General features: G+C 47.2%; 9 protein-coding genes, 7 tRNA genes, 6 rRNA genes and 1 pseudogene. 6 read left to right on the plus strand and 17 right to left on the minus strand.

The genetic code is table 11. From position 1 onward, the window contains the following. The first annotated feature begins 7 nt into the window (after positions 1-7). From OCV29_RS15270 to OCV29_RS15295, 6 genes and pseudogenes are all read left to right on the plus strand, one after another. A complete protein-coding gene (locus tag OCV29_RS15270) occupies positions 8-418 on the plus strand; it encodes a virion protein (RefSeq protein ID WP_073606197.1) in 411 nt (136 codons plus the stop codon). A gap of 91 nt (positions 419-509) precedes the next feature. Further along, the gene (locus OCV29_RS15275; protein ID WP_073606193.1) at positions 510-731 is read left to right on the plus strand and encodes a hypothetical protein; all 222 of its coding nucleotides are present in this window, start codon (positions 510-512) and stop codon (positions 729-731) included. Continuing rightward, on the plus strand, positions 731-880 hold the full coding sequence (locus OCV29_RS15280; protein WP_175561620.1) for a hypothetical protein: 150 nt from the start codon (positions 731-733) through the stop codon (positions 878-880). Before OCV29_RS15275 ends, OCV29_RS15280 begins: the two co-directional genes overlap by 1 nt. Before the next feature lie 173 nt (positions 881-1,053). Next, a pseudogene (locus OCV29_RS15285) lies at positions 1,054-1,335 on the plus strand (type VI secretion system PAAR protein); the annotation flags it as partial. A gap of 233 nt (positions 1,336-1,568) precedes the next feature. Next, a complete protein-coding gene (locus OCV29_RS15290; protein WP_073606195.1) occupies positions 1,569-2,228 on the plus strand; it encodes a hypothetical protein in 660 nt (219 codons plus the stop codon). Further along, a complete protein-coding gene (locus OCV29_RS15295) occupies positions 2,225-2,620 on the plus strand; it encodes a hypothetical protein (RefSeq protein ID WP_073606196.1) in 396 nt (131 codons plus the stop codon). The genes OCV29_RS15290 and OCV29_RS15295 overlap by 4 nt, the downstream gene beginning before the upstream one ends. Before the next feature lie 97 nt (positions 2,621-2,717). Here the strand turns inward: OCV29_RS15295 and OCV29_RS15300 are convergent. From OCV29_RS15300 to OCV29_RS15380, 17 genes are all read right to left on the minus strand, one after another. Beyond that, positions 2,718-2,794 (minus strand) — tRNA-Trp (locus OCV29_RS15300). Positions 2,795-2,816: 22 nt separating this feature from the next. Next, positions 2,817-2,893 (minus strand) — tRNA-Asp (locus OCV29_RS15305). Between the two features lie 62 nt (positions 2,894-2,955). Beyond that, a 5S ribosomal RNA gene (rrf, locus tag OCV29_RS15310) occupies positions 2,956-3,071 on the minus strand. A gap of 120 nt (positions 3,072-3,191) precedes the next feature. Beyond that, positions 3,192-6,081, minus strand: a 23S ribosomal RNA gene (locus tag OCV29_RS15315). Positions 6,082-6,414: 333 nt separating this feature from the next. Beyond that, positions 6,415-6,490 (minus strand) — tRNA-Val (locus OCV29_RS15320). Between the two features lie 10 nt (positions 6,491-6,500). Next, positions 6,501-6,576, minus strand: a tRNA-Ala gene (locus OCV29_RS15325). Positions 6,577-6,586: 10 nt separating this feature from the next. Beyond that, positions 6,587-6,662: transfer RNA gene (locus tag OCV29_RS15330), tRNA-Lys, on the minus strand. Between the two features lie 19 nt (positions 6,663-6,681). Next, a tRNA-Glu gene (locus OCV29_RS15335) sits at positions 6,682-6,757 on the minus strand. Positions 6,758-6,823: 66 nt separating this feature from the next. Beyond that, positions 6,824-8,365 (minus strand): 16S ribosomal RNA (locus tag OCV29_RS15340). Positions 8,366-8,686: 321 nt separating this feature from the next. Then, positions 8,687-8,802: ribosomal RNA gene (gene rrf, locus OCV29_RS15345) — 5S ribosomal RNA — on the minus strand. 122 nt (positions 8,803-8,924) lie between these two features. Then, positions 8,925-11,814, minus strand: a 23S ribosomal RNA gene (locus tag OCV29_RS15350). A gap of 297 nt (positions 11,815-12,111) precedes the next feature. After that, a tRNA-Ile gene (locus OCV29_RS15355) sits at positions 12,112-12,188 on the minus strand. A 59-nt stretch (positions 12,189-12,247) separates the two neighbouring features. Then, a 16S ribosomal RNA gene (locus tag OCV29_RS15360) occupies positions 12,248-13,789 on the minus strand. The 16S, 23S and 5S rRNA genes sit together here with 7 tRNA genes alongside, the layout of an rRNA operon. A gap of 546 nt (positions 13,790-14,335) precedes the next feature. Continuing rightward, positions 14,336-15,112: a phosphoadenylyl-sulfate reductase gene (locus tag OCV29_RS15365; protein ID WP_073603631.1), complete on the minus strand. Its 777-nt coding sequence runs from the start codon at positions 15,110-15,112 to the stop codon at positions 14,336-14,338. Continuing rightward, positions 15,105-16,838: an assimilatory sulfite reductase (NADPH) hemoprotein subunit gene (cysI, locus tag OCV29_RS15370; protein ID WP_073603630.1), complete on the minus strand. Its 1,734-nt coding sequence runs from the start codon at positions 16,836-16,838 to the stop codon at positions 15,105-15,107. Before cysI ends, OCV29_RS15365 begins: the two co-directional genes overlap by 8 nt. Next, the gene (locus OCV29_RS15375) at positions 16,838-18,661 is read right to left on the minus strand and encodes an assimilatory sulfite reductase (NADPH) flavoprotein subunit (RefSeq protein WP_073603629.1); all 1,824 of its coding nucleotides are present in this window, start codon (positions 18,659-18,661) and stop codon (positions 16,838-16,840) included. Before OCV29_RS15375 ends, cysI begins: the two co-directional genes overlap by 1 nt. A 105-nt stretch (positions 18,662-18,766) precedes the next feature. Beyond that, a complete protein-coding gene (locus OCV29_RS15380; RefSeq protein WP_073603628.1) occupies positions 18,767-19,003 on the minus strand; it encodes a hypothetical protein in 237 nt (78 codons plus the stop codon). Between the last annotated feature and the right edge of the window lie 37 nt (positions 19,004-19,040).

Raw genomic sequence — 19,040 nt, forward strand, 5'->3', positions numbered from 1 at the left:
TTGTTACATGACATACAGAGCCACACTACCGCGGGGCGTTCGTAACAATAACCCGCTCAATATCCGTGATTCGAATAATGACTGGCTGGGTAAATCCGGCCTCAATACAGATAAAGAATTCGAAGAATTTAAAAACCCGGTGTATGGATTCCGGGCCGGAGCGCGAATATTACGCAGTTATGCCCGTCAGGGCTACACCACATTAAGCCAGATGATTTACCGCTTTGCACCGGCCAGTGAAAACAACTCAGCCTTGTATGTACAGCAAGTCAGCCAGTGGACCGGGATTCAGCCGGATCAGGTTGTGAACGTGAATAATCACCAACAACTGGCGGCCCTGCTTCACGCGATGAGCCGCAAAGAAGTCGGTAACTATTACGGTCTGGACATGGCACGTGAGGGGGTAGACATGGCATGAATAAGCAGGACATGAAGAAAATAGCCTTATCTGTTGCTGGCGCAATACTTGCCGCCTACACCATTAAATATCTGAAGAGGAATCAATTACTATGAGTGAATTTTTAAAAGACAAATTCAATATCGATTTAAGCCAGCCTTCGACTCAGAAGGGGCTTGCGTTAGTCGGTGCCGGGGCTGCTTTAGCGTTCGGTCACCCGGACTTATTAACGGCCAGTGTGACTGATACAGGGATTCAGTACGGCGGAATTGTTGGAACGGTAGTTCCTGTATTGATTGGTTTGTTTGAGACAGTACGGGATGAGTTTAAATAATGGCAGAATATCAGACTTTTATCGTGGCCGCTGTCAGTGCGTTGTTTAGTGGGGTTGGCGTTGGCGTGACGTTGAGAACGGATGTGAAGTGGCTCAGGCTGATGATTGAAAAGCTTGATGTACGGGTAACCAGACTGGAGAATAAGTAGACTATGAATCCTGTATCAATCAAAATTATTAGCCTTTTAATCATCAGCATTATCAATAAATAGTAGTAAATATTTGGCAAAGATATTAGTTCAGTTACCTATTTATATGAATGACTATATGTTATTCATTTGCAATATTAATATGTGTAAATTTATCAAATAGGTACATAATCATGGCCAAAGGTGCAAAAATAGGTGACATAGGATCTGGCCATGACGGATTTCCGCCAACACCAATCACAGCAGGTTCACCTACAGTAAAATTTGATGGTATACCAGCGGCTCGTGTCGGCGACCCGCTGGCACCACACGCCAAACCGAAACATCCCCCACATCCAAGAAAAATATCTTCCGGCTCATCTACCGTTATGATTGATAATAAACCAGCTGCTATTTCAGGCAGCAATGTTGATTGTGGGGGAACAATTAAGTGTGGCGGAACTGTTAATATCGGTGATCCGGATATCAAAGTAGAGATAGAAAAGTTATTTGATATTTCTGTAAAACTTTTAGATGAAGACAGCAACCCCCTTGAAAAAGTAAAATTCAAGGTAGAAATGGCCGATGGCAGTCGTATTTCCGGCATAACTGACTCAGATGGTTTATCTGATATTTTTGGTACTAAGAATATTGTTCAATCCGGTAAAGTTCGCCTCATAAACTCATGGTTAATAAGGGATTTATAAGCATGACAGATACAATAACAACAACACCACAGGCAGATAAAAAACCAGCAAAAGTAAAAGTAAAACTAGATCCGGGTGATTTCATAATTCCCATTGTTTACCCTGATTATTTGGTTCATATTGATCCCGAAGATAGAGGCATTTGGGGGATAAATATCTTAGATGAAAGAGAAGCATTTGGTCATGCTGGTATATTAATAATTAATGGTCAATCAGGAATATCTAAATACTACGAATATGGTCGGTACGATAAAGGTAAGTTCGGTTTAATTAATAAAGAATCGATTTCTGACGCTGTTGTAAAAAACGGGAGAATAACTGAGTCGAGTTTAACTAAAATAATGAAAGAGTTGTCTGATAAATCTGGACAACATGGTCGAATAGAAGCTGTCATTATTATTGGTAATTATTATGATAAAGCATTCAAATGGCTTAATGATCCTACTGGACCATATAGAAATCCTACGAGACAAAAATATAATGTCAGAAACTTCAACTGCATACAGTTTGTATTAGACTTACTAGATGCACTTTCTATTGAGACTCATTGGCCGGGATTCATATCAATACCAGATGAGGAAATGGAAGAATTACAAGAAGACTACCGGGATTTAAAATACAACCCCCAAACGAATAAAATAACAATCGAGAACGAAAATTGAAAAAAATAATTAAGATACTTTTATATATTATCGGATTTATAGTGGTCATCATTAGCATAATATTTATAGCATTTATAATTAAGATCACAAATGTAGAAGATAAAACATATATTGAAAATGGTGTCACAAAACTTGAGGGCCATCCTGAATTAAAGGGAGTTGGTGGTAAAGCTTTTTTCTGGTTTATTGATTTAGAAAAGCCAAAAGGTGAAGACTATATAATTATAGCTTATGGTGAATCAGGCGCCTATGCAGGGAAATTCAAGATAATTGACTCAAAAAATGAAATAATAAAAATAGAAGATATATTTCTTTTTGATGGTATATGGATCAAAGTAAAGAATACTTCAGGTGATACAAAAAACTTTTTTGTCAAAAAAATAGAGGAATAATACCAATATTATAAAGTTCTGAATTTTCCTTAACTACAAACACAAAAAACCCGCTCAATGAGCGGGTTTCTATTTTGCATAATTATGCAAATTGTAATGGCAGGGGTGGAGGGATTCGAACCCCCAACACGCGGATTTGGAATCCGCTGCTCTGCCAATTGGAGCTACACCCCTAAATCTTTTCTAATCCAAATAATGGCGGAGCGGACGGGACTCGAACCCGCGACCCCCGGCGTGACAGGCCGGTATTCTAACCAACTGAACTACCGCTCCACTTCAGATTGTCTGACACATGAAGTCTTACTTTAATCTGCTTCATCTGTCCGGTATATAAAGCCTGGCAGTGACCTACTCTCACATGGGGAAACCCCACACTACCATCGGCGCAATTGCGTTTCACTTCTGAGTTCGGCATGGATTCAGGTGGGTCCACAACGCTATGGCCGCCAGGCAAATTCTGTTTCTTATCTCCACTTTTTAAAAAAGTGAAAACAAAAATTCCGGAAAACTGACTTCGCTCTCACACATCCAATTGTCTTAATCTGAGTCCACAAAACCCCTTGGGTGTTGTATGGTTAAGCCTCACGGGCAATTAGTACAGGTTAGCTCAACGCCTCACAACGCTTACACACCCTGCCTATCAACGTCCTGGTCTCGGACAACCCTTCAGAGCACTTAAAGTGCCAGGGAGAACTCATCTCAGGGCTCGCTTCCCGCTTAGATGCTTTCAGCGGTTATCGATTCCGAACTTAGCTACCGGGCAATGCGTCTGGCGACACAACCCGAACACCAGAGGTTCGTCCACTCCGGTCCTCTCGTACTAGGAGCAGCCCCCTTCAATTCTCCAACGCCCACGGCAGATAGGGACCGAACTGTCTCACGACGTTCTAAACCCAGCTCGCGTACCACTTTAAATGGCGAACAGCCATACCCTTGGGACCGACTTCAGCCCCAGGATGTGATGAGCCGACATCGAGGTGCCAAACACCGCCGTCGATATGAACTCTTGGGCGGTATCAGCCTGTTATCCCCGGAGTACCTTTTATCCGTTGAGCGATGGCCCTTCCATTCAGAACCACCGGATCACTATGACCTGCTTTCGCACCTGCTCGAGCCGTCACTCTCGCAGTTAAGCGGGCTTATGCCATTGCACTAACCTCACGATGTCCAACCGTGATTAGCCCACCTTCGTGCTCCTCCGTTACTCTTTGGGAGGAGACCGCCCCAGTCAAACTACCCACCAGACACTGTCCTTGTCCCGGATAACGGGACTAAGTTAGAACATCAAACATACAAGGGTGGTATTTCAAGGATGGCTCCATGCATACTGGCGTACACACTTCAAAGCCTCCCACCTATCCTACACATGTAGGCTCAATGTTCAGTGCCAAGCTGTAGTAAAGGTTCACGGGGTCTTTCCGTCTAGCCGCGGGTACACTGCATCTTCACAGCGATTTCAATTTCACTGAGTCTCGGGTGGAGACAGCGTGGCCATCATTACGCCATTCGTGCAGGTCGGAACTTACCCGACAAGGAATTTCGCTACCTTAGGACCGTTATAGTTACGGCCGCCGTTTACCGGGGCTTCGATCAAGAGCTTCGCCTAAGCTAACCCCATCAATTAACCTTCCGGCACCGGGCAGGCGTCACACCGTATACGTCATCTTACGATTTTGCACAGTGCTGTGTTTTTAATAAACAGTTGCAGCCACCTGGTATCTGCGACTCTCATCAGCTCCAAGAGCAAGTCTCTTCACCGTCAAGAGCGTACCTTCTCCCGAAGTTACGGTACCATTTTGCCTAGTTCCTTCACCCGAGTTCTCTCAAGCGCCTTGGTATTCTCTACCCGACCACCTGTGTCGGTTTGGGGTACGATTCCTTACAATCTGAAGCTTAGAGGCTTTTCCCGGAAGCATGGCATCAATGACTTCACTACCTTAGTAGCCCGACATCGTGTCTCAGCCTTATCGTGGAACCGGATTTGCCTAATCCCACAGCCTACGCACTTGAACCAGGACAACCGTCGCCTGGCCCACCTAGCCTTCTCCGTCCCCCCATCGCAATTGTAAGAAGTACGGGAATATTAACCCGTTTCCCATCGACTACGCTTTTCAGCCTCGCCTTAGGGGTCGACTTACCCTGCCCCGATTAACGTTGGACAGGAACCCTTGGTCTTCCGGCGTGGGGGTTTTTCACCCCCATTATCGTTACTCATGTCAGCATTCGCACTTCTGATACGTCCAGCATGCCTTACAGCACACCTTCAGCCGCTTACAGAACGCTCCCCTACCCAATACGATAAATCGTATTGCCGCAGCTTCGGTTTATTGCTTAGCCCCGTTACATCTTCCGCGCAGGCCGACTCGACTAGTGAGCTATTACGCTTTCTTTAAATGATGGCTGCTTCTAAGCCAACATCCTAGCTGTCTGAGCCTTCCCACATCGTTTCCCACTTAGCAATAATTTGGGACCTTAGCTGGCGGTCTGGGTTGTTTCCCTCTCCACGACGGACGTTAGCACCCGCCGTGTGTCTCCCGGATAGTACTTACTGGTATTCGGAGTTTGCAAAGGGTTGGTAAGTCGGGATGACCCCCTAGCCTTAACAGTGCTCTACCCCCAGTAGTATTCGTCCGAGGCGCTACCTAAATAGCTTTCGGGGAGAACCAGCTATCTCCGGGTTTGATTGGCCTTTCACCCCTAGCCACAAGTCATCCGCTAATTTTTCAACATTAGTCGGTTCGGTCCTCCAGTTGATGTTACTCAACCTTCAACCTGCCCATGGCTAGATCACCCGGTTTCGGGTCTATATCCAGAGACTGAACGCCCAGTTAAGACTCGCTTTCGCTACGGCTTCCCTATCCGGTTAACCTTGCCACTGAATATAAGTCGCTGACCCATTATACAAAAGGTACGCAGTCACCCCATAAAAGAGGCTCCTACTGCTTGTACGTATACGGTTTCAGGTTCTGTTTCACTCCCCTCACAGGGGTTCTTTTCGCCTTTCCCTCACGGTACTGGTTCACTATCGGTCAGTCAGGAGTATTTAGCCTTGGAGGATGGTCCCCCCATGTTCAGACAGGATATCACGTGTCCCGTCCTACTCGTTTTCACCTTATATGCATCTTCGGTTACGGGGCTGTCACCCTGTATCGCGGCACTTTCCAGAGCCTTCACCTGACACATATAAAACTTAAGGGCTAATCCGGGGTCGCTCGCCGCTACTGCCGGAATCTCTGTTGATTTCTTTTCCTCGGGGTACTTAGATGTTTCAGTTCCCCCGGTTCGCCTCTTTACCCTATGGATTCAGGTAAAGATACCTGCTGCTGCAGGTGGGTTTCCCCATTCGGAAATCCCGGACTCATGTGGGTCTTACTCCCTCATCCGGGCTTATCGCAAGTTAGTACGTCCTTCATCGCCTCTGACTGCCAAGGCATCCACCGTATACGCTTAGTCACTTAACCATACAACCCCAAAGGGTCTTACAGTCAAACAACCAAGGTGTCTGCAATTATTTAAACATGATGCAGACTTTGATTTTGCCGGACTCAAATTTTTCTTCTGCTTAAAGCAGAAGCCAAGAACACTTGAATGTGTTTGGTGTATTCATATATGAATACTTTGAGAACTTTTACAAACAATTCTTATTTGAATTAAACAAGAACTGCTTTGTCAGCTTTCCAAATTGTTAAAGAGCTAAAGTGTATAAATACACTTCTTAATAACTTTCAGCGTCACAACTTCTGACCACATCTGTCAACGCAGCCTGGAAACTGTATCCAAAAGTAATTAAGAAGTGGTGGGCGATACCGGGTTCGAACCAGTGACCCCCTGCTTGTAAGGCAGGTGCTCTCCCAACTGAGCTAATCGCCCGTTTTCGATATGGTGGAGCTATGCGGGATCGAACCGCAGACCTCCTGCGTGCAAGGCAGGCGCTCTCCCAGCTGAGCTATAGCCCCATATCAAAAATGGTGGGTCGTACAGGATTCGAACCTGTGACAAATTGGTTAAAAGCCAACTGCTCTACCAGCTGAGCTAACGACCCGTCTTTCTTTCAAAGAAAGTGGTATCCCGTAGGGGAGTCGAACCCCTGTTACCGCCGTGAAAGGGCGGTGTCCTAGGCCTCTAGACGAACGGGACACTTTACATATCTCTTTATAAAACCAAATCAATCTGTGTGAGCACTCATCAACGTATCTTTATCGTTAAGGAGGTGATCCAGCGCCAGGTTCCCCTAGCGCTACCTTGTTACGACTTCACCCCAGTCATGAACCACAAAGTGGCAAGCGTCCTCCCGAAGGTTAAACTACCTGCTTCTTTTGCAGCCCACTCCCATGGTGTGACGGGCGGTGTGTACAAGGCCCGGGAACGTATTCACCGTAGCATTCTGATCTACGATTACTAGCGATTCCGACTTCATGGAGTCGAGTTGCAGACTCCAATCCGGACTACGACGGACTTTTTGGGATTCGCACACTTTCGCAAGTTAGCTGCCCTCTGTATCCGCCATTGTAGCACGTGTGTAGCCCTACTCGTAAGGGCCATGATGACTTGACGTCGTCCCCACCTTCCTCCGGTTTATCACCGGCAGTCTCCCTGAAGTTCCCACCCGAAGTGCTGGCAATCAAGGATAAGGGTTGCGCTCGTTGCGGGACTTAACCCAACATTTCACAACACGAGCTGACGACAGCCATGCAGCACCTGTCTCAGAGCTCCCGAAGGCACTAATCCATCTCTGGAAAATTCTCTGGATGTCAAGAGTAGGTAAGGTTCTTCGCGTTGCATCGAATTAAACCACATGCTCCACCGCTTGTGCGGGCCCCCGTCAATTCATTTGAGTTTTAATCTTGCGACCGTACTCCCCAGGCGGTCTACTTAACGCGTTAGCTCCGAAAGCCACGGCTCAAGGCCACAACCTCCAAGTAGACATCGTTTACGGCGTGGACTACCAGGGTATCTAATCCTGTTTGCTCCCCACGCTTTCGCATCTGAGTGTCAGTATCTGTCCAGGGGGCCGCCTTCGCCACCGGTATTCCTTCAGATCTCTACGCATTTCACCGCTACACCTGAAATTCTACCCCCCTCTACAGTACTCTAGATGACCAGTTTCAAATGCTGTTCCGGGGTTAAGCCCCGGGCTTTCACATCTGACTTAATCATCCACCTGCATGCGCTTTACGCCCAGTAATTCCGATTAACGCTCGCACCCTCCGTATTACCGCGGCTGCTGGCACGGAGTTAGCCGGTGCTTCTTCTGCAGCTAACGTCAAATGATGCACGTATTAAATACACCACCTTCCTCACTGCTGAAAGTACTTTACAACCCGAAGGCCTTCTTCATACACGCGGCATGGCTGCATCAGGCTTGCGCCCATTGTGCAATATTCCCCACTGCTGCCTCCCGTAGGAGTCTGGACCGTGTCTCAGTTCCAGTGTGGCTGATCATCCTCTCAGACCAGCTAGGGATCGTCGCCTTGGTGAGCCCTTACCTCACCAACAAGCTAATCCCACCTGGGCATATCCCGACGCGAGAGGCCCGAAGGTCCCCCTCTTTGGTCCGTAGACGTTATGCGGTATTAGCCATCGTTTCCAATGGTTATCCCCCACATCAGGGCAATTTCCCAGGCATTACTCACCCGTCCGCCGCTCGACGCCAAGAAAGCAAGCTTTCTTTCGTTTCCGCCCGACTTGCATGTGTTAAGCCTGCCGCCAGCGTTCAATCTGAGCCATGATCAAACTCTTCAATTAAAGTTTTTTCTGAAGCCGGAGCTTCTGCTCAATGAATACTGTGATATTACATCGTAATATCGAATTGACTGTGCCAATATCTCATCAGAGATATCGATTTGGTCACTCATTCACTGATAAATCTTTTTATAAGATATCTGTTAACGAGTACCCACACAGATTGATTGGTTTATATTGTTAAAGAGCTTTGCTTTCAGTGCCTTAGCACCTGACAGGACGCGTATATTACGCTTTCCTGACTGAAAGTCAACATAAAATTCTCATTCTTTTGAAAACTTTATGGTGACTTCTTTTCATCAACTGAAAAGAAGCGAAAATAAAGCCTGGCAGTGACCTACTCTCACATGGGGAAACCCCACACTACCATCGGCGCAATTGCGTTTCACTTCTGAGTTCGGCATGGATTCAGGTGGGTCCACAACGCTATGGCCGCCAGGCAAATTCTGTTTCTTATCTCCACTTTTTAAAAAAGTGAAAACAAAAATTCTGGAAAACTGACTGACTCTCTACACATCCAATTGTCTTTAATCTTGAGTCCACAAAACCCCTTGGGTGTTGTATGGTTAAGCCTCACGGGCAATTAGTACAGGTTAGCTCAACGCCTCACAACGCTTACACACCCTGCCTATCAACGTCCTGGTCTCGGACAACCCTTCAGAGCACTTAAAGTGCCAGGGAGAACTCATCTCAGGGCTCGCTTCCCGCTTAGATGCTTTCAGCGGTTATCGATTCCGAACTTAGCTACCGGGCAATGCGTCTGGCGACACAACCCGAACACCAGAGGTTCGTCCACTCCGGTCCTCTCGTACTAGGAGCAGCCCCCTTCAATTCTCCAACGCCCACGGCAGATAGGGACCGAACTGTCTCACGACGTTCTAAACCCAGCTCGCGTACCACTTTAAATGGCGAACAGCCATACCCTTGGGACCGACTTCAGCCCCAGGATGTGATGAGCCGACATCGAGGTGCCAAACACCGCCGTCGATATGAACTCTTGGGCGGTATCAGCCTGTTATCCCCGGAGTACCTTTTATCCGTTGAGCGATGGCCCTTCCATTCAGAACCACCGGATCACTATGACCTGCTTTCGCACCTGCTCGAGCCGTCACTCTCGCAGTTAAGCGGGCTTATGCCATTGCACTAACCTCACGATGTCCAACCGTGATTAGCCCACCTTCGTGCTCCTCCGTTACTCTTTGGGAGGAGACCGCCCCAGTCAAACTACCCACCAGACACTGTCCTTGTCCCGGATAACGGGACTAAGTTAGAACATCAAACATACAAGGGTGGTATTTCAAGGATGGCTCCATGCATACTGGCGTACACACTTCAAAGCCTCCCACCTATCCTACACATGTAGGCTCAATGTTCAGTGCCAAGCTGTAGTAAAGGTTCACGGGGTCTTTCCGTCTAGCCGCGGGTACACTGCATCTTCACAGCGATTTCAATTTCACTGAGTCTCGGGTGGAGACAGCGTGGCCATCATTACGCCATTCGTGCAGGTCGGAACTTACCCGACAAGGAATTTCGCTACCTTAGGACCGTTATAGTTACGGCCGCCGTTTACCGGGGCTTCGATCAAGAGCTTCGCCTAAGCTAACCCCATCAATTAACCTTCCGGCACCGGGCAGGCGTCACACCGTATACGTCATCTTACGATTTTGCACAGTGCTGTGTTTTTAATAAACAGTTGCAGCCACCTGGTATCTGCGACTCTCATCAGCTCCAAGAGCAAGTCTCTTCACCGTCAAGAGCGTACCTTCTCCCGAAGTTACGGTACCATTTTGCCTAGTTCCTTCACCCGAGTTCTCTCAAGCGCCTTGGTATTCTCTACCCGACCACCTGTGTCGGTTTGGGGTACGATTCCTTACAATCTGAAGCTTAGAGGCTTTTCCCGGAAGCATGGCATCAATGACTTCACTACCTTAGTAGCCCGACATCGTGTCTCAGCCTTATCGTGGAACCGGATTTGCCTAATCCCACAGCCTACGCACTTGAACCAGGACAACCGTCGCCTGGCCCACCTAGCCTTCTCCGTCCCCCCATCGCAATTGTAAGAAGTACGGGAATATTAACCCGTTTCCCATCGACTACGCTTTTCAGCCTCGCCTTAGGGGTCGACTTACCCTGCCCCGATTAACGTTGGACAGGAACCCTTGGTCTTCCGGCGTGGGGGTTTTTCACCCCCATTATCGTTACTCATGTCAGCATTCGCACTTCTGATACGTCCAGCATGCCTTACAGCACACCTTCAGCCGCTTACAGAACGCTCCCCTACCCAATACGATAAATCGTATTGCCGCAGCTTCGGTTTATTGCTTAGCCCCGTTACATCTTCCGCGCAGGCCGACTCGACTAGTGAGCTATTACGCTTTCTTTAAATGATGGCTGCTTCTAAGCCAACATCCTAGCTGTCTGAGCCTTCCCACATCGTTTCCCACTTAGCAATAATTTGGGACCTTAGCTGGCGGTCTGGGTTGTTTCCCTCTCCACGACGGACGTTAGCACCCGCCGTGTGTCTCCCGGATAGTACTTACTGGTATTCGGAGTTTGCAAAGGGTTGGTAAGTCGGGATGACCCCCTAGCCTTAACAGTGCTCTACCCCCAGTAGTATTCGTCCGAGGCGCTACCTAAATAGCTTTCGGGGAGAACCAGCTATCTCCGGGTTTGATTGGCCTTTCACCCCTAGCCACAAGTCATCCGCTAATTTTTCAACATTAGTCGGTTCGGTCCTCCAGTTGATGTTACTCAACCTTCAACCTGCCCATGGCTAGATCACCCGGTTTCGGGTCTATATCCAGAGACTGAACGCCCAGTTAAGACTCGCTTTCGCTACGGCTTCCCTATCCGGTTAACCTTGCCACTGAATATAAGTCGCTGACCCATTATACAAAAGGTACGCAGTCACCCCATAAAAGAGGCTCCTACTGCTTGTACGTATACGGTTTCAGGTTCTGTTTCACTCCCCTCACAGGGGTTCTTTTCGCCTTTCCCTCACGGTACTGGTTCACTATCGGTCAGTCAGGAGTATTTAGCCTTGGAGGATGGTCCCCCCATGTTCAGACAGGATATCACGTGTCCCGTCCTACTCGTTTTCACCTTATATGCATCTTCGGTTACGGGGCTGTCACCCTGTATCGCGGCACTTTCCAGAGCCTTCACCTGACACATATAAAACTTAAGGGCTAATCCGGGGTCGCTCGCCGCTACTGCCGGAATCTCTGTTGATTTCTTTTCCTCGGGGTACTTAGATGTTTCAGTTCCCCCGGTTCGCCTCTTTACCCTATGGATTCAGGTAAAGATACCTGCTGCTGCAGGTGGGTTTCCCCATTCGGAAATCCCGGACTCATGTGGGTCTTACTCCCTCATCCGGGCTTATCGCAAGTTAGTACGTCCTTCATCGCCTCTGACTGCCAAGGCATCCACCGTATACGCTTAGTCACTTAACCATACAACCCCAAAGGGTCTTACAGTCAAACAACCAAGGTGTCTGCAATTATTTAAACATGATGCAGACTTTGATTTTGCCGGACTCAAATTTTTTCTTCTGCCAAAGCAGAAGCCAAGAACACTTGAATGTGTTTGGTGTATTCATATATGAATACTTTGAGAACTTTTACAAACAATTCTTATTTGAAATAAACAAGAACTGCTTTGTCAGCTTTCCAAATTGTTAAAGAGCTAAGCCTGTCAGAAACAGGCTATTTTTAAATATTCTTAAAAAAAACATTTAAAAATACAAACGTTGGTGGGTCTGAGTGGACTTGAACCACCGACCTCTCGCTTATCAGGCGAACGCTCTAACCACCTGAGCTACAGACCCAACGACTCTTTCTAAACCAAATCAATCTGTGTGAGCACTCATCAACGTATCTTTATCGTTAAGGAGGTGATCCAGCGCCAGGTTCCCCTAGCGCTACCTTGTTACGACTTCACCCCAGTCATGAACCACAAAGTGGCAAGCGTCCTCCCGAAGGTTAAACTACCTGCTTCTTTTGCAGCCCACTCCCATGGTGTGACGGGCGGTGTGTACAAGGCCCGGGAACGTATTCACCGTAGCATTCTGATCTACGATTACTAGCGATTCCGACTTCATGGAGTCGAGTTGCAGACTCCAATCCGGACTACGACGGACTTTTTGGGATTCGCACACTTTCGCAAGTTAGCTGCCCTCTGTATCCGCCATTGTAGCACGTGTGTAGCCCTACTCGTAAGGGCCATGATGACTTGACGTCGTCCCCACCTTCCTCCGGTTTATCACCGGCAGTCTCCCTGAAGTTCCCACCCGAAGTGCTGGCAATCAAGGATAAGGGTTGCGCTCGTTGCGGGACTTAACCCAACATTTCACAACACGAGCTGACGACAGCCATGCAGCACCTGTCTCAGAGCTCCCGAAGGCACTAATCCATCTCTGGAAAATTCTCTGGATGTCAAGAGTAGGTAAGGTTCTTCGCGTTGCATCGAATTAAACCACATGCTCCACCGCTTGTGCGGGCCCCCGTCAATTCATTTGAGTTTTAATCTTGCGACCGTACTCCCCAGGCGGTCTACTTAACGCGTTAGCTCCGAAAGCCACGGCTCAAGGCCACAACCTCCAAGTAGACATCGTTTACGGCGTGGACTACCAGGGTATCTAATCCTGTTTGCTCCCCACGCTTTCGCATCTGAGTGTCAGTATCTGTCCAGGGGGCCGCCTTCGCCACCGGTATTCCTTCAGATCTCTACGCATTTCACCGCTACACCTGAAATTCTACCCCCCTCTACAGTACTCTAGATGACCAGTTTCAAATGCTGTTCCGGGGTTAAGCCCCGGGCTTTCACATCTGACTTAATCATCCACCTGCATGCGCTTTACGCCCAGTAATTCCGATTAACGCTCGCACCCTCCGTATTACCGCGGCTGCTGGCACGGAGTTAGCCGGTGCTTCTTCTGCAGCTAACGTCAAATGATGCACGTATTAAATACACCACCTTCCTCACTGCTGAAAGTACTTTACAACCCGAAGGCCTTCTTCATACACGCGGCATGGCTGCATCAGGCTTGCGCCCATTGTGCAATATTCCCCACTGCTGCCTCCCGTAGGAGTCTGGACCGTGTCTCAGTTCCAGTGTGGCTGATCATCCTCTCAGACCAGCTAGGGATCGTCGCCTTGGTGAGCCCTTACCTCACCAACAAGCTAATCCCACCTGGGCATATCCCGACGCGAGAGGCCCGAAGGTCCCCCTCTTTGGTCCGTAGACGTTATGCGGTATTAGCCATCGTTTCCAATGGTTATCCCCCACATCAGGGCAATTTCCCAGGCATTACTCACCCGTCCGCCGCTCGACGCCAAGAAAGCAAGCTTTCTTTCGTTTCCGCCCGACTTGCATGTGTTAAGCCTGCCGCCAGCGTTCAATCTGAGCCATGATCAAACTCTTCAATTAAAGTTTTTTCTGAAGCCGGAGCTTCTGCTCAATGAATACTGTGATATTACATCGTAATATCGAATTGACTGTGCCAATATCTCATCAGAGATATCGATTTGGTCACTCATTCACTGATAAATCTTTTTATAAGATATCTGTTAACGAGTACCCACACAGATTGATTGGTTTATATTGTTAAAGAACTGTTCTTCTCAGCATTGCTTCGAAGAGGCGGTCATTCTAGCGGGATAATTTTCAGTGTCAAACACTTTTTTTTAAAATTTTCTCACTTCGTTTTCAGAAGACCTTGTTGACTCCAGAGAGCTTATCGCCCCTTGCCTGCCAACGAGAGCGCATTATAGAGATCGGCCTCACATTGGCAAGTACTTTTTGCAAAAAAATACAAAAATAAGTGTTAAGTGAACAATATTCCTCCAAAGTGGTATTTATCCCACTTTACCCAAAGATAAGGAACAACTTATCCACAGATTTATTCACTCTTCATCTGCTGGAGATAAAAATAAGACCACCGTTCAGGTAGTCTTATCTCTGACAGAAGAGTACTTAAATGCCAGAACCATCAGATTCACCATCATCCTCATGAAGGCCACATTCCCGTTTCAGTCCAAAGAAGCGGGTTTCCTCTTCTGACATTCCGGGTTCCCACTTTCTTGTAGTATGCGTATCACCGACGGACAGATAGCCTTCATCCCATAGTGGATGATATGAAAGTCCGTGCTCCTCCAGATAATAGTGCACATCTTTATTAGACCAATCAATGACTGGTAAAAACTTAAAGACACCATTCTGGACAGCTAAAATCGGCAGATTAGCTCTTGAAGATGACTGCTCTCTGCGAAGACCCGAGAACCAGGTTCCTACATTTAAGTCATGCAGTGCCCGCTTCATTGGCTCGACTTTGTTTATGCGATTATATTTTTCGATACCTTCAAGTCCCTGCTCCCATAGCTTTCCGTATCGGGCTTCCTGCCAGGCAGCACTTTCATTCGAACGATAAACTTTCAGGTTCAGATTCAGCTGCTCAGTCAGTAAATCAATAAACTGATAGGTCTCAGGAAACAAGTAGCCGGTATCCGTCAGTATCACCGGAATGTCAGGTTGGCATCGCGTCACCATGTGTAGCATCAAAGCAGCCTGAATACCGAAGCTGGAAGAAACAGCAAATGAACCCTGCAAGTTTTCCAGTGCCCACTTAATTCGCTGCTGAGCAGACAATGTTTCCAAATGACTATTTAACTCGGCAAGGCGAAGCGACTGCTCCGCCTTAGTCATATTTAATAACTCAGCCAGCTTGGGCTGATATAGCACAGTATCAGGCATGAAAATCCCTCTTTGATACAGTGACTTCTGCAATAATTCCTGTTCTGATAGTGAAGTCACCAAAACCTTCGCCTTCATGGCGCTCTTTCACCCAACGACCAATCAATTGATCGAGCTCTTCAAGAATCTGTTTATCCGTTATATTCTCTTTATACATTTTGGGAACACGGGTTCCCGCGACATTACCGCCAAGGTGAAGGTTATAACGTCCCGGCGCTTTGCCAACCAAACCAACTTCTGCCAGCATGGCGCGGCCACATCCATTCGGACATCCGGTAACCCTCAGAATGATAGATTCATCTTCACCTAAACCGTGCTTCTTCTGAATACTTTCTACTTGTGTTACAAAGTCCGGCAGAAAGCGTTCAGCTTCGGCCATTGCCAGCGGACAAGTCGGAAACGCAACACACGCCATTGAGTTTTTGCGCTGCTCACTGACCGTATCATCAATCAGACCATACTGGCGTGCCAGTTTATCGATCTTTGCTTTTTGACTTTTCGGCACACCCGCGATAATCAGATTCTGGTTTGCTGTCATCCGGAAATCACCCTTGTGAATTTTGGCAATTTCCGCAACACCACTTTTCAAAGGCTTATCGGGATAGTCAAGCAGGCGGCCATTTTCAATAAACAGTGCTAAATGGAATTTACCATCAATTCCTTCTGCCCAGCCAATCCGATCTCCGCGCGTGGTGAACTCATATGGACGACTTGCCTCAAACTGAATACCAGCCCGTTTTTCAACTTCAGCTTTAAAGACATCAATGCCAATCCGATCCAATGTGTACTTGGTTTTCGCATTTTTCCGGTTAGAACGATTTCCCCAGTCCCGCTGTGTTGTGACAACTGCCGCCGCAATATCCAGAGTTTTCTCCAAAGGAATAAAGCCAAAGTCATCGGCTCTGCGCGGGTAGGTTGATGTGTCACCGTGTGTCATCGCCAAGCCACCGCCGACTAACACATTAAAGCCAATCAGCTTGCCTTCGTTCGCAATCGCAACGAAGTTCAGATCGTTCGCATGAACGTCAATATCATTATGTGGCGGAATTACAACGGTTGTTTTAAATTTCCGTGGTAAATAGGTTGAACCCAGAATCGGTTCTTCATCCGTGGTCTCTACCTTTTCTCCATCCAACCAGATTTCTGCATACGCACGGGTTTTTGGCAACAGGTGTTCACTGATTTTCTTTGCCCACTCATAAGCTTCCTGATGAAGCTCAGATTCAACCGGATTTGAGGTACACAGCACGTTCCGGTTTACATCCCCTGCAGTAGCAATTGAATCAATCCCTATCTGATTCAAAGTCTGATGCATTAACTTAATATTTGGCTTCAGCACCCCATGAAACTGGAATGTTTGACGGGTCGTCAGGCGAATACTGCCATAAAGCGTATGTTCTGTAGCAAACTGATCGATGGCCAGCCATTGTTTCGGTGTGATGATTCCACCAGGCATTCTTGCCCGCAGCATCACATTATGCAGTGGCTCTAGTTTCTGTTTGGTTCTTTCAGCACGAATATCCCGGTCATCCTGCTGATACATGCCGTGGAATCGAATCAGCTGAAAATTATCCGCCGTAAAACCACCGGTGATATTATCCTGAAGATCCTGTTCAATGGTGCCCCGTAAAAAATTACTTTCTTTCTTTAAACGTTCATTATCAGAAAGAGGTCCTAATACCTGCCCTAAAACTTCCTGAACATTTGTATCTTTATCAATACTCATTAGTAGACATCCCTCTGGTAACGCTTCGCTTTACGAAGATCATTGATATAAGCTTCAGCCGCACTCTGCTCCAAACCACCTTCCTGCTTCGCAACAGTAATCAAGGCATCATGTACATCTTTCGCCATTCTTGTCGCATCGCCACACACGTAGATATATGCTCCCTCATTGATCCATTGCCAGATTTGGGGCGCATTTTCCAGAATACGATGCTGGACATACACTTTTTCATGTTGATCCCGGCTAAATGCGACATCCATCCGTGTCAGCGCACCAGATTTGAGATATTTCTGCCATTCAACCTGATATAAAAAATCCTGAGTAAATGTCCGGTCACCAAAGAATAACCAGTTCTTACCTCCAGCTCCCCTGTTATCCCGCTCCTGAATAAAGCTCCGGAATGGCGCAATGCCGGTTCCCGGCCCAACCATAATCACGGGTGTATTATCATCCTGAGGAAGTTTGAAGTTTTTATTATGCTCAACAAAAACTTTGACCGGCTCACCTTCTTCAAGGCGCTGAGTCAGAAAGCCGGACGCACCACCATGACGACGTTCTCCGTTATGGTCAAATTCAACCAGCCCGACAGTCAGATGTACTTCTTCATCGACTTCACTCTGGCTTGAAGCTATCGAATACATACGTGGCGTTAACCGGCGGAAAATCTGAGTCAGTTCTTCAGCAGTCAGCTTGATTTGTGCTTCAAGCAGCACATCAATGACCTGAGTCCCGGCTGAGTATTCTCTGAGCTTATCTTTATCGGCGACGAGGTCATTTAATAGCTTCGACTCTGAACGCTCAGCAATCTGGCTAATCATTTGCGGATTAGATGCCGTAATTTCAAAGGCACTGATTAAGGCCTGATGGATCGAAAGACTCTCACCATCAACTTCCACACCTTCAACGCCTGAAAGGCCGACGGCTTTCAGAATCTGATTCGCAAGTGCTGAACTATTCTGATACCAGACGCCTAATGCATCACCCGGTTGATAGCTGATACCGGAGTCTTCCAGATCAATTTCAATATGCCGGACATCTTTTCCGGAATCACGGCCAGTAATTTTCTGGTTTGTCAGCAAAGTGGCCGTGTATGGATTTTGCTTCGTGTATTGAGTCTGAGTGATGCTGGCCTGACCAAGAGGTAACTGAACCACTTCTGCCTGTGATTCTGAAATGGCATCGCTCAATAATTCAAGCGCTTTCCCACGCCATTCTGAAGCAGAAGCTTCATAGTCAACATCACAATCAACACGCGCCATAAACGGTGTCGCACCCAGCTTAGACAAAAATGCATCAAAATCTTTACCGGTCTGACAGAAGAATTCATAACTGGAATCTCCCAGACCAATCACACCGTATTTCAGGTTAGGTAATTTGGGAGCTTTCTTAGACTGCAAAAATTCATGCAGTTCCAGTGCATTATCCGGAGCTTCACCTTCCCCATTAGTCGAAGCCACAATCACAACATGCGTTTCTTTCGCAAGGTCTTTACCCTTGTAATCACTGGCATCAAATAATCGAACAGGCAAACCTTTTGCCTGAGCTTCCTGTTCAAGCGCCTCGGCGACACCCTTTGCATTTCCTGTCTGCGATGCATAAATAATGGTCAGTTGTCCGGCTGGTTTAGCTGCCGGAGCCGAAGCAGGAACAGCACCGGTCGAGGGTTGGGAAGATTGGCTTAATCCCCAAAAATAGCCACTGACCCAGGCCAGCTGTTGTGGGGACAATTGGGAAACGGCTTGTTGCAACTGATTCAGTTGTTCGCCATTTACCGGGCTGGATAACAATCCCAGCTCTTCTGGAGTATTTTTTGCTGAAGACATTGTCACGACGTCCTTATTTATTGCGTGACGATAGATTAACCAAGCTCCGTAATAACAAGAAAGAATAGATAAGTATGTTTTATAACTTTTTGGAAGTAAGACAGATTAAACTTCAAATTTATCAACTTTGACATGCTTAAATCCGACTTCCATTGCAGACTTTGAAGCCAAATCATGGTTCCCGTAATAACACTCTTCGCCATGAGAATCTGTTAACAAAATAAAGCCTCCCTGAACATGACGAAATTCAACAATCCACTGTCCTTCATCAGAATAGGGTTCAACAATGGCTTCAACTAACTGACGTTCCCTGAACAACACCTTTAACTCATCAATCGTCATCACAAACCTCGCTCATTCTTTGTCCGGTTAATCGTGG

This window comes from Vibrio aerogenes (assembly GCF_024346755.1).
GTDB lineage: Bacteria > Pseudomonadota > Gammaproteobacteria > Enterobacterales > Vibrionaceae > Vibrio > Vibrio aerogenes.

Excerpts from the sequence above, each read along its gene's own strand:
- OCV29_RS15275 (WP_073606193.1), top strand. The coding sequence starts at position 510 with ATGAGTGAATTTTTAAAAGACAAATTCAATATCGATTTAAGCCAGCCT.
- OCV29_RS15270 (WP_073606197.1), top strand. The coding sequence starts at position 8 with ATGACATACAGAGCCACACTACCGCGGGGCGTTCGTAACAATAACCCG.
- cysI (WP_073603630.1), bottom strand. The coding sequence starts at position 16,838 with ATGAGTATTGATAAAGATACAAATGTTCAGGAAGTTTTAGGGCAGGTA.
- OCV29_RS15380 (WP_073603628.1), bottom strand. The coding sequence starts at position 19,003 with ATGACGATTGATGAGTTAAAGGTGTTGTTCAGGGAACGTCAGTTAGTT.
- OCV29_RS15290 (WP_073606195.1), top strand. The coding sequence starts at position 1,569 with ATGACAGATACAATAACAACAACACCACAGGCAGATAAAAAACCAGCA.
- OCV29_RS15280 (WP_175561620.1), top strand. The coding sequence starts at position 731 with ATGGCAGAATATCAGACTTTTATCGTGGCCGCTGTCAGTGCGTTGTTT.
- OCV29_RS15365 (WP_073603631.1), bottom strand. The coding sequence starts at position 15,112 with ATGCCTGATACTGTGCTATATCAGCCCAAGCTGGCTGAGTTATTAAAT.
- OCV29_RS15375 (WP_073603629.1), bottom strand. The coding sequence starts at position 18,661 with ATGTCTTCAGCAAAAAATACTCCAGAAGAGCTGGGATTGTTATCCAGC.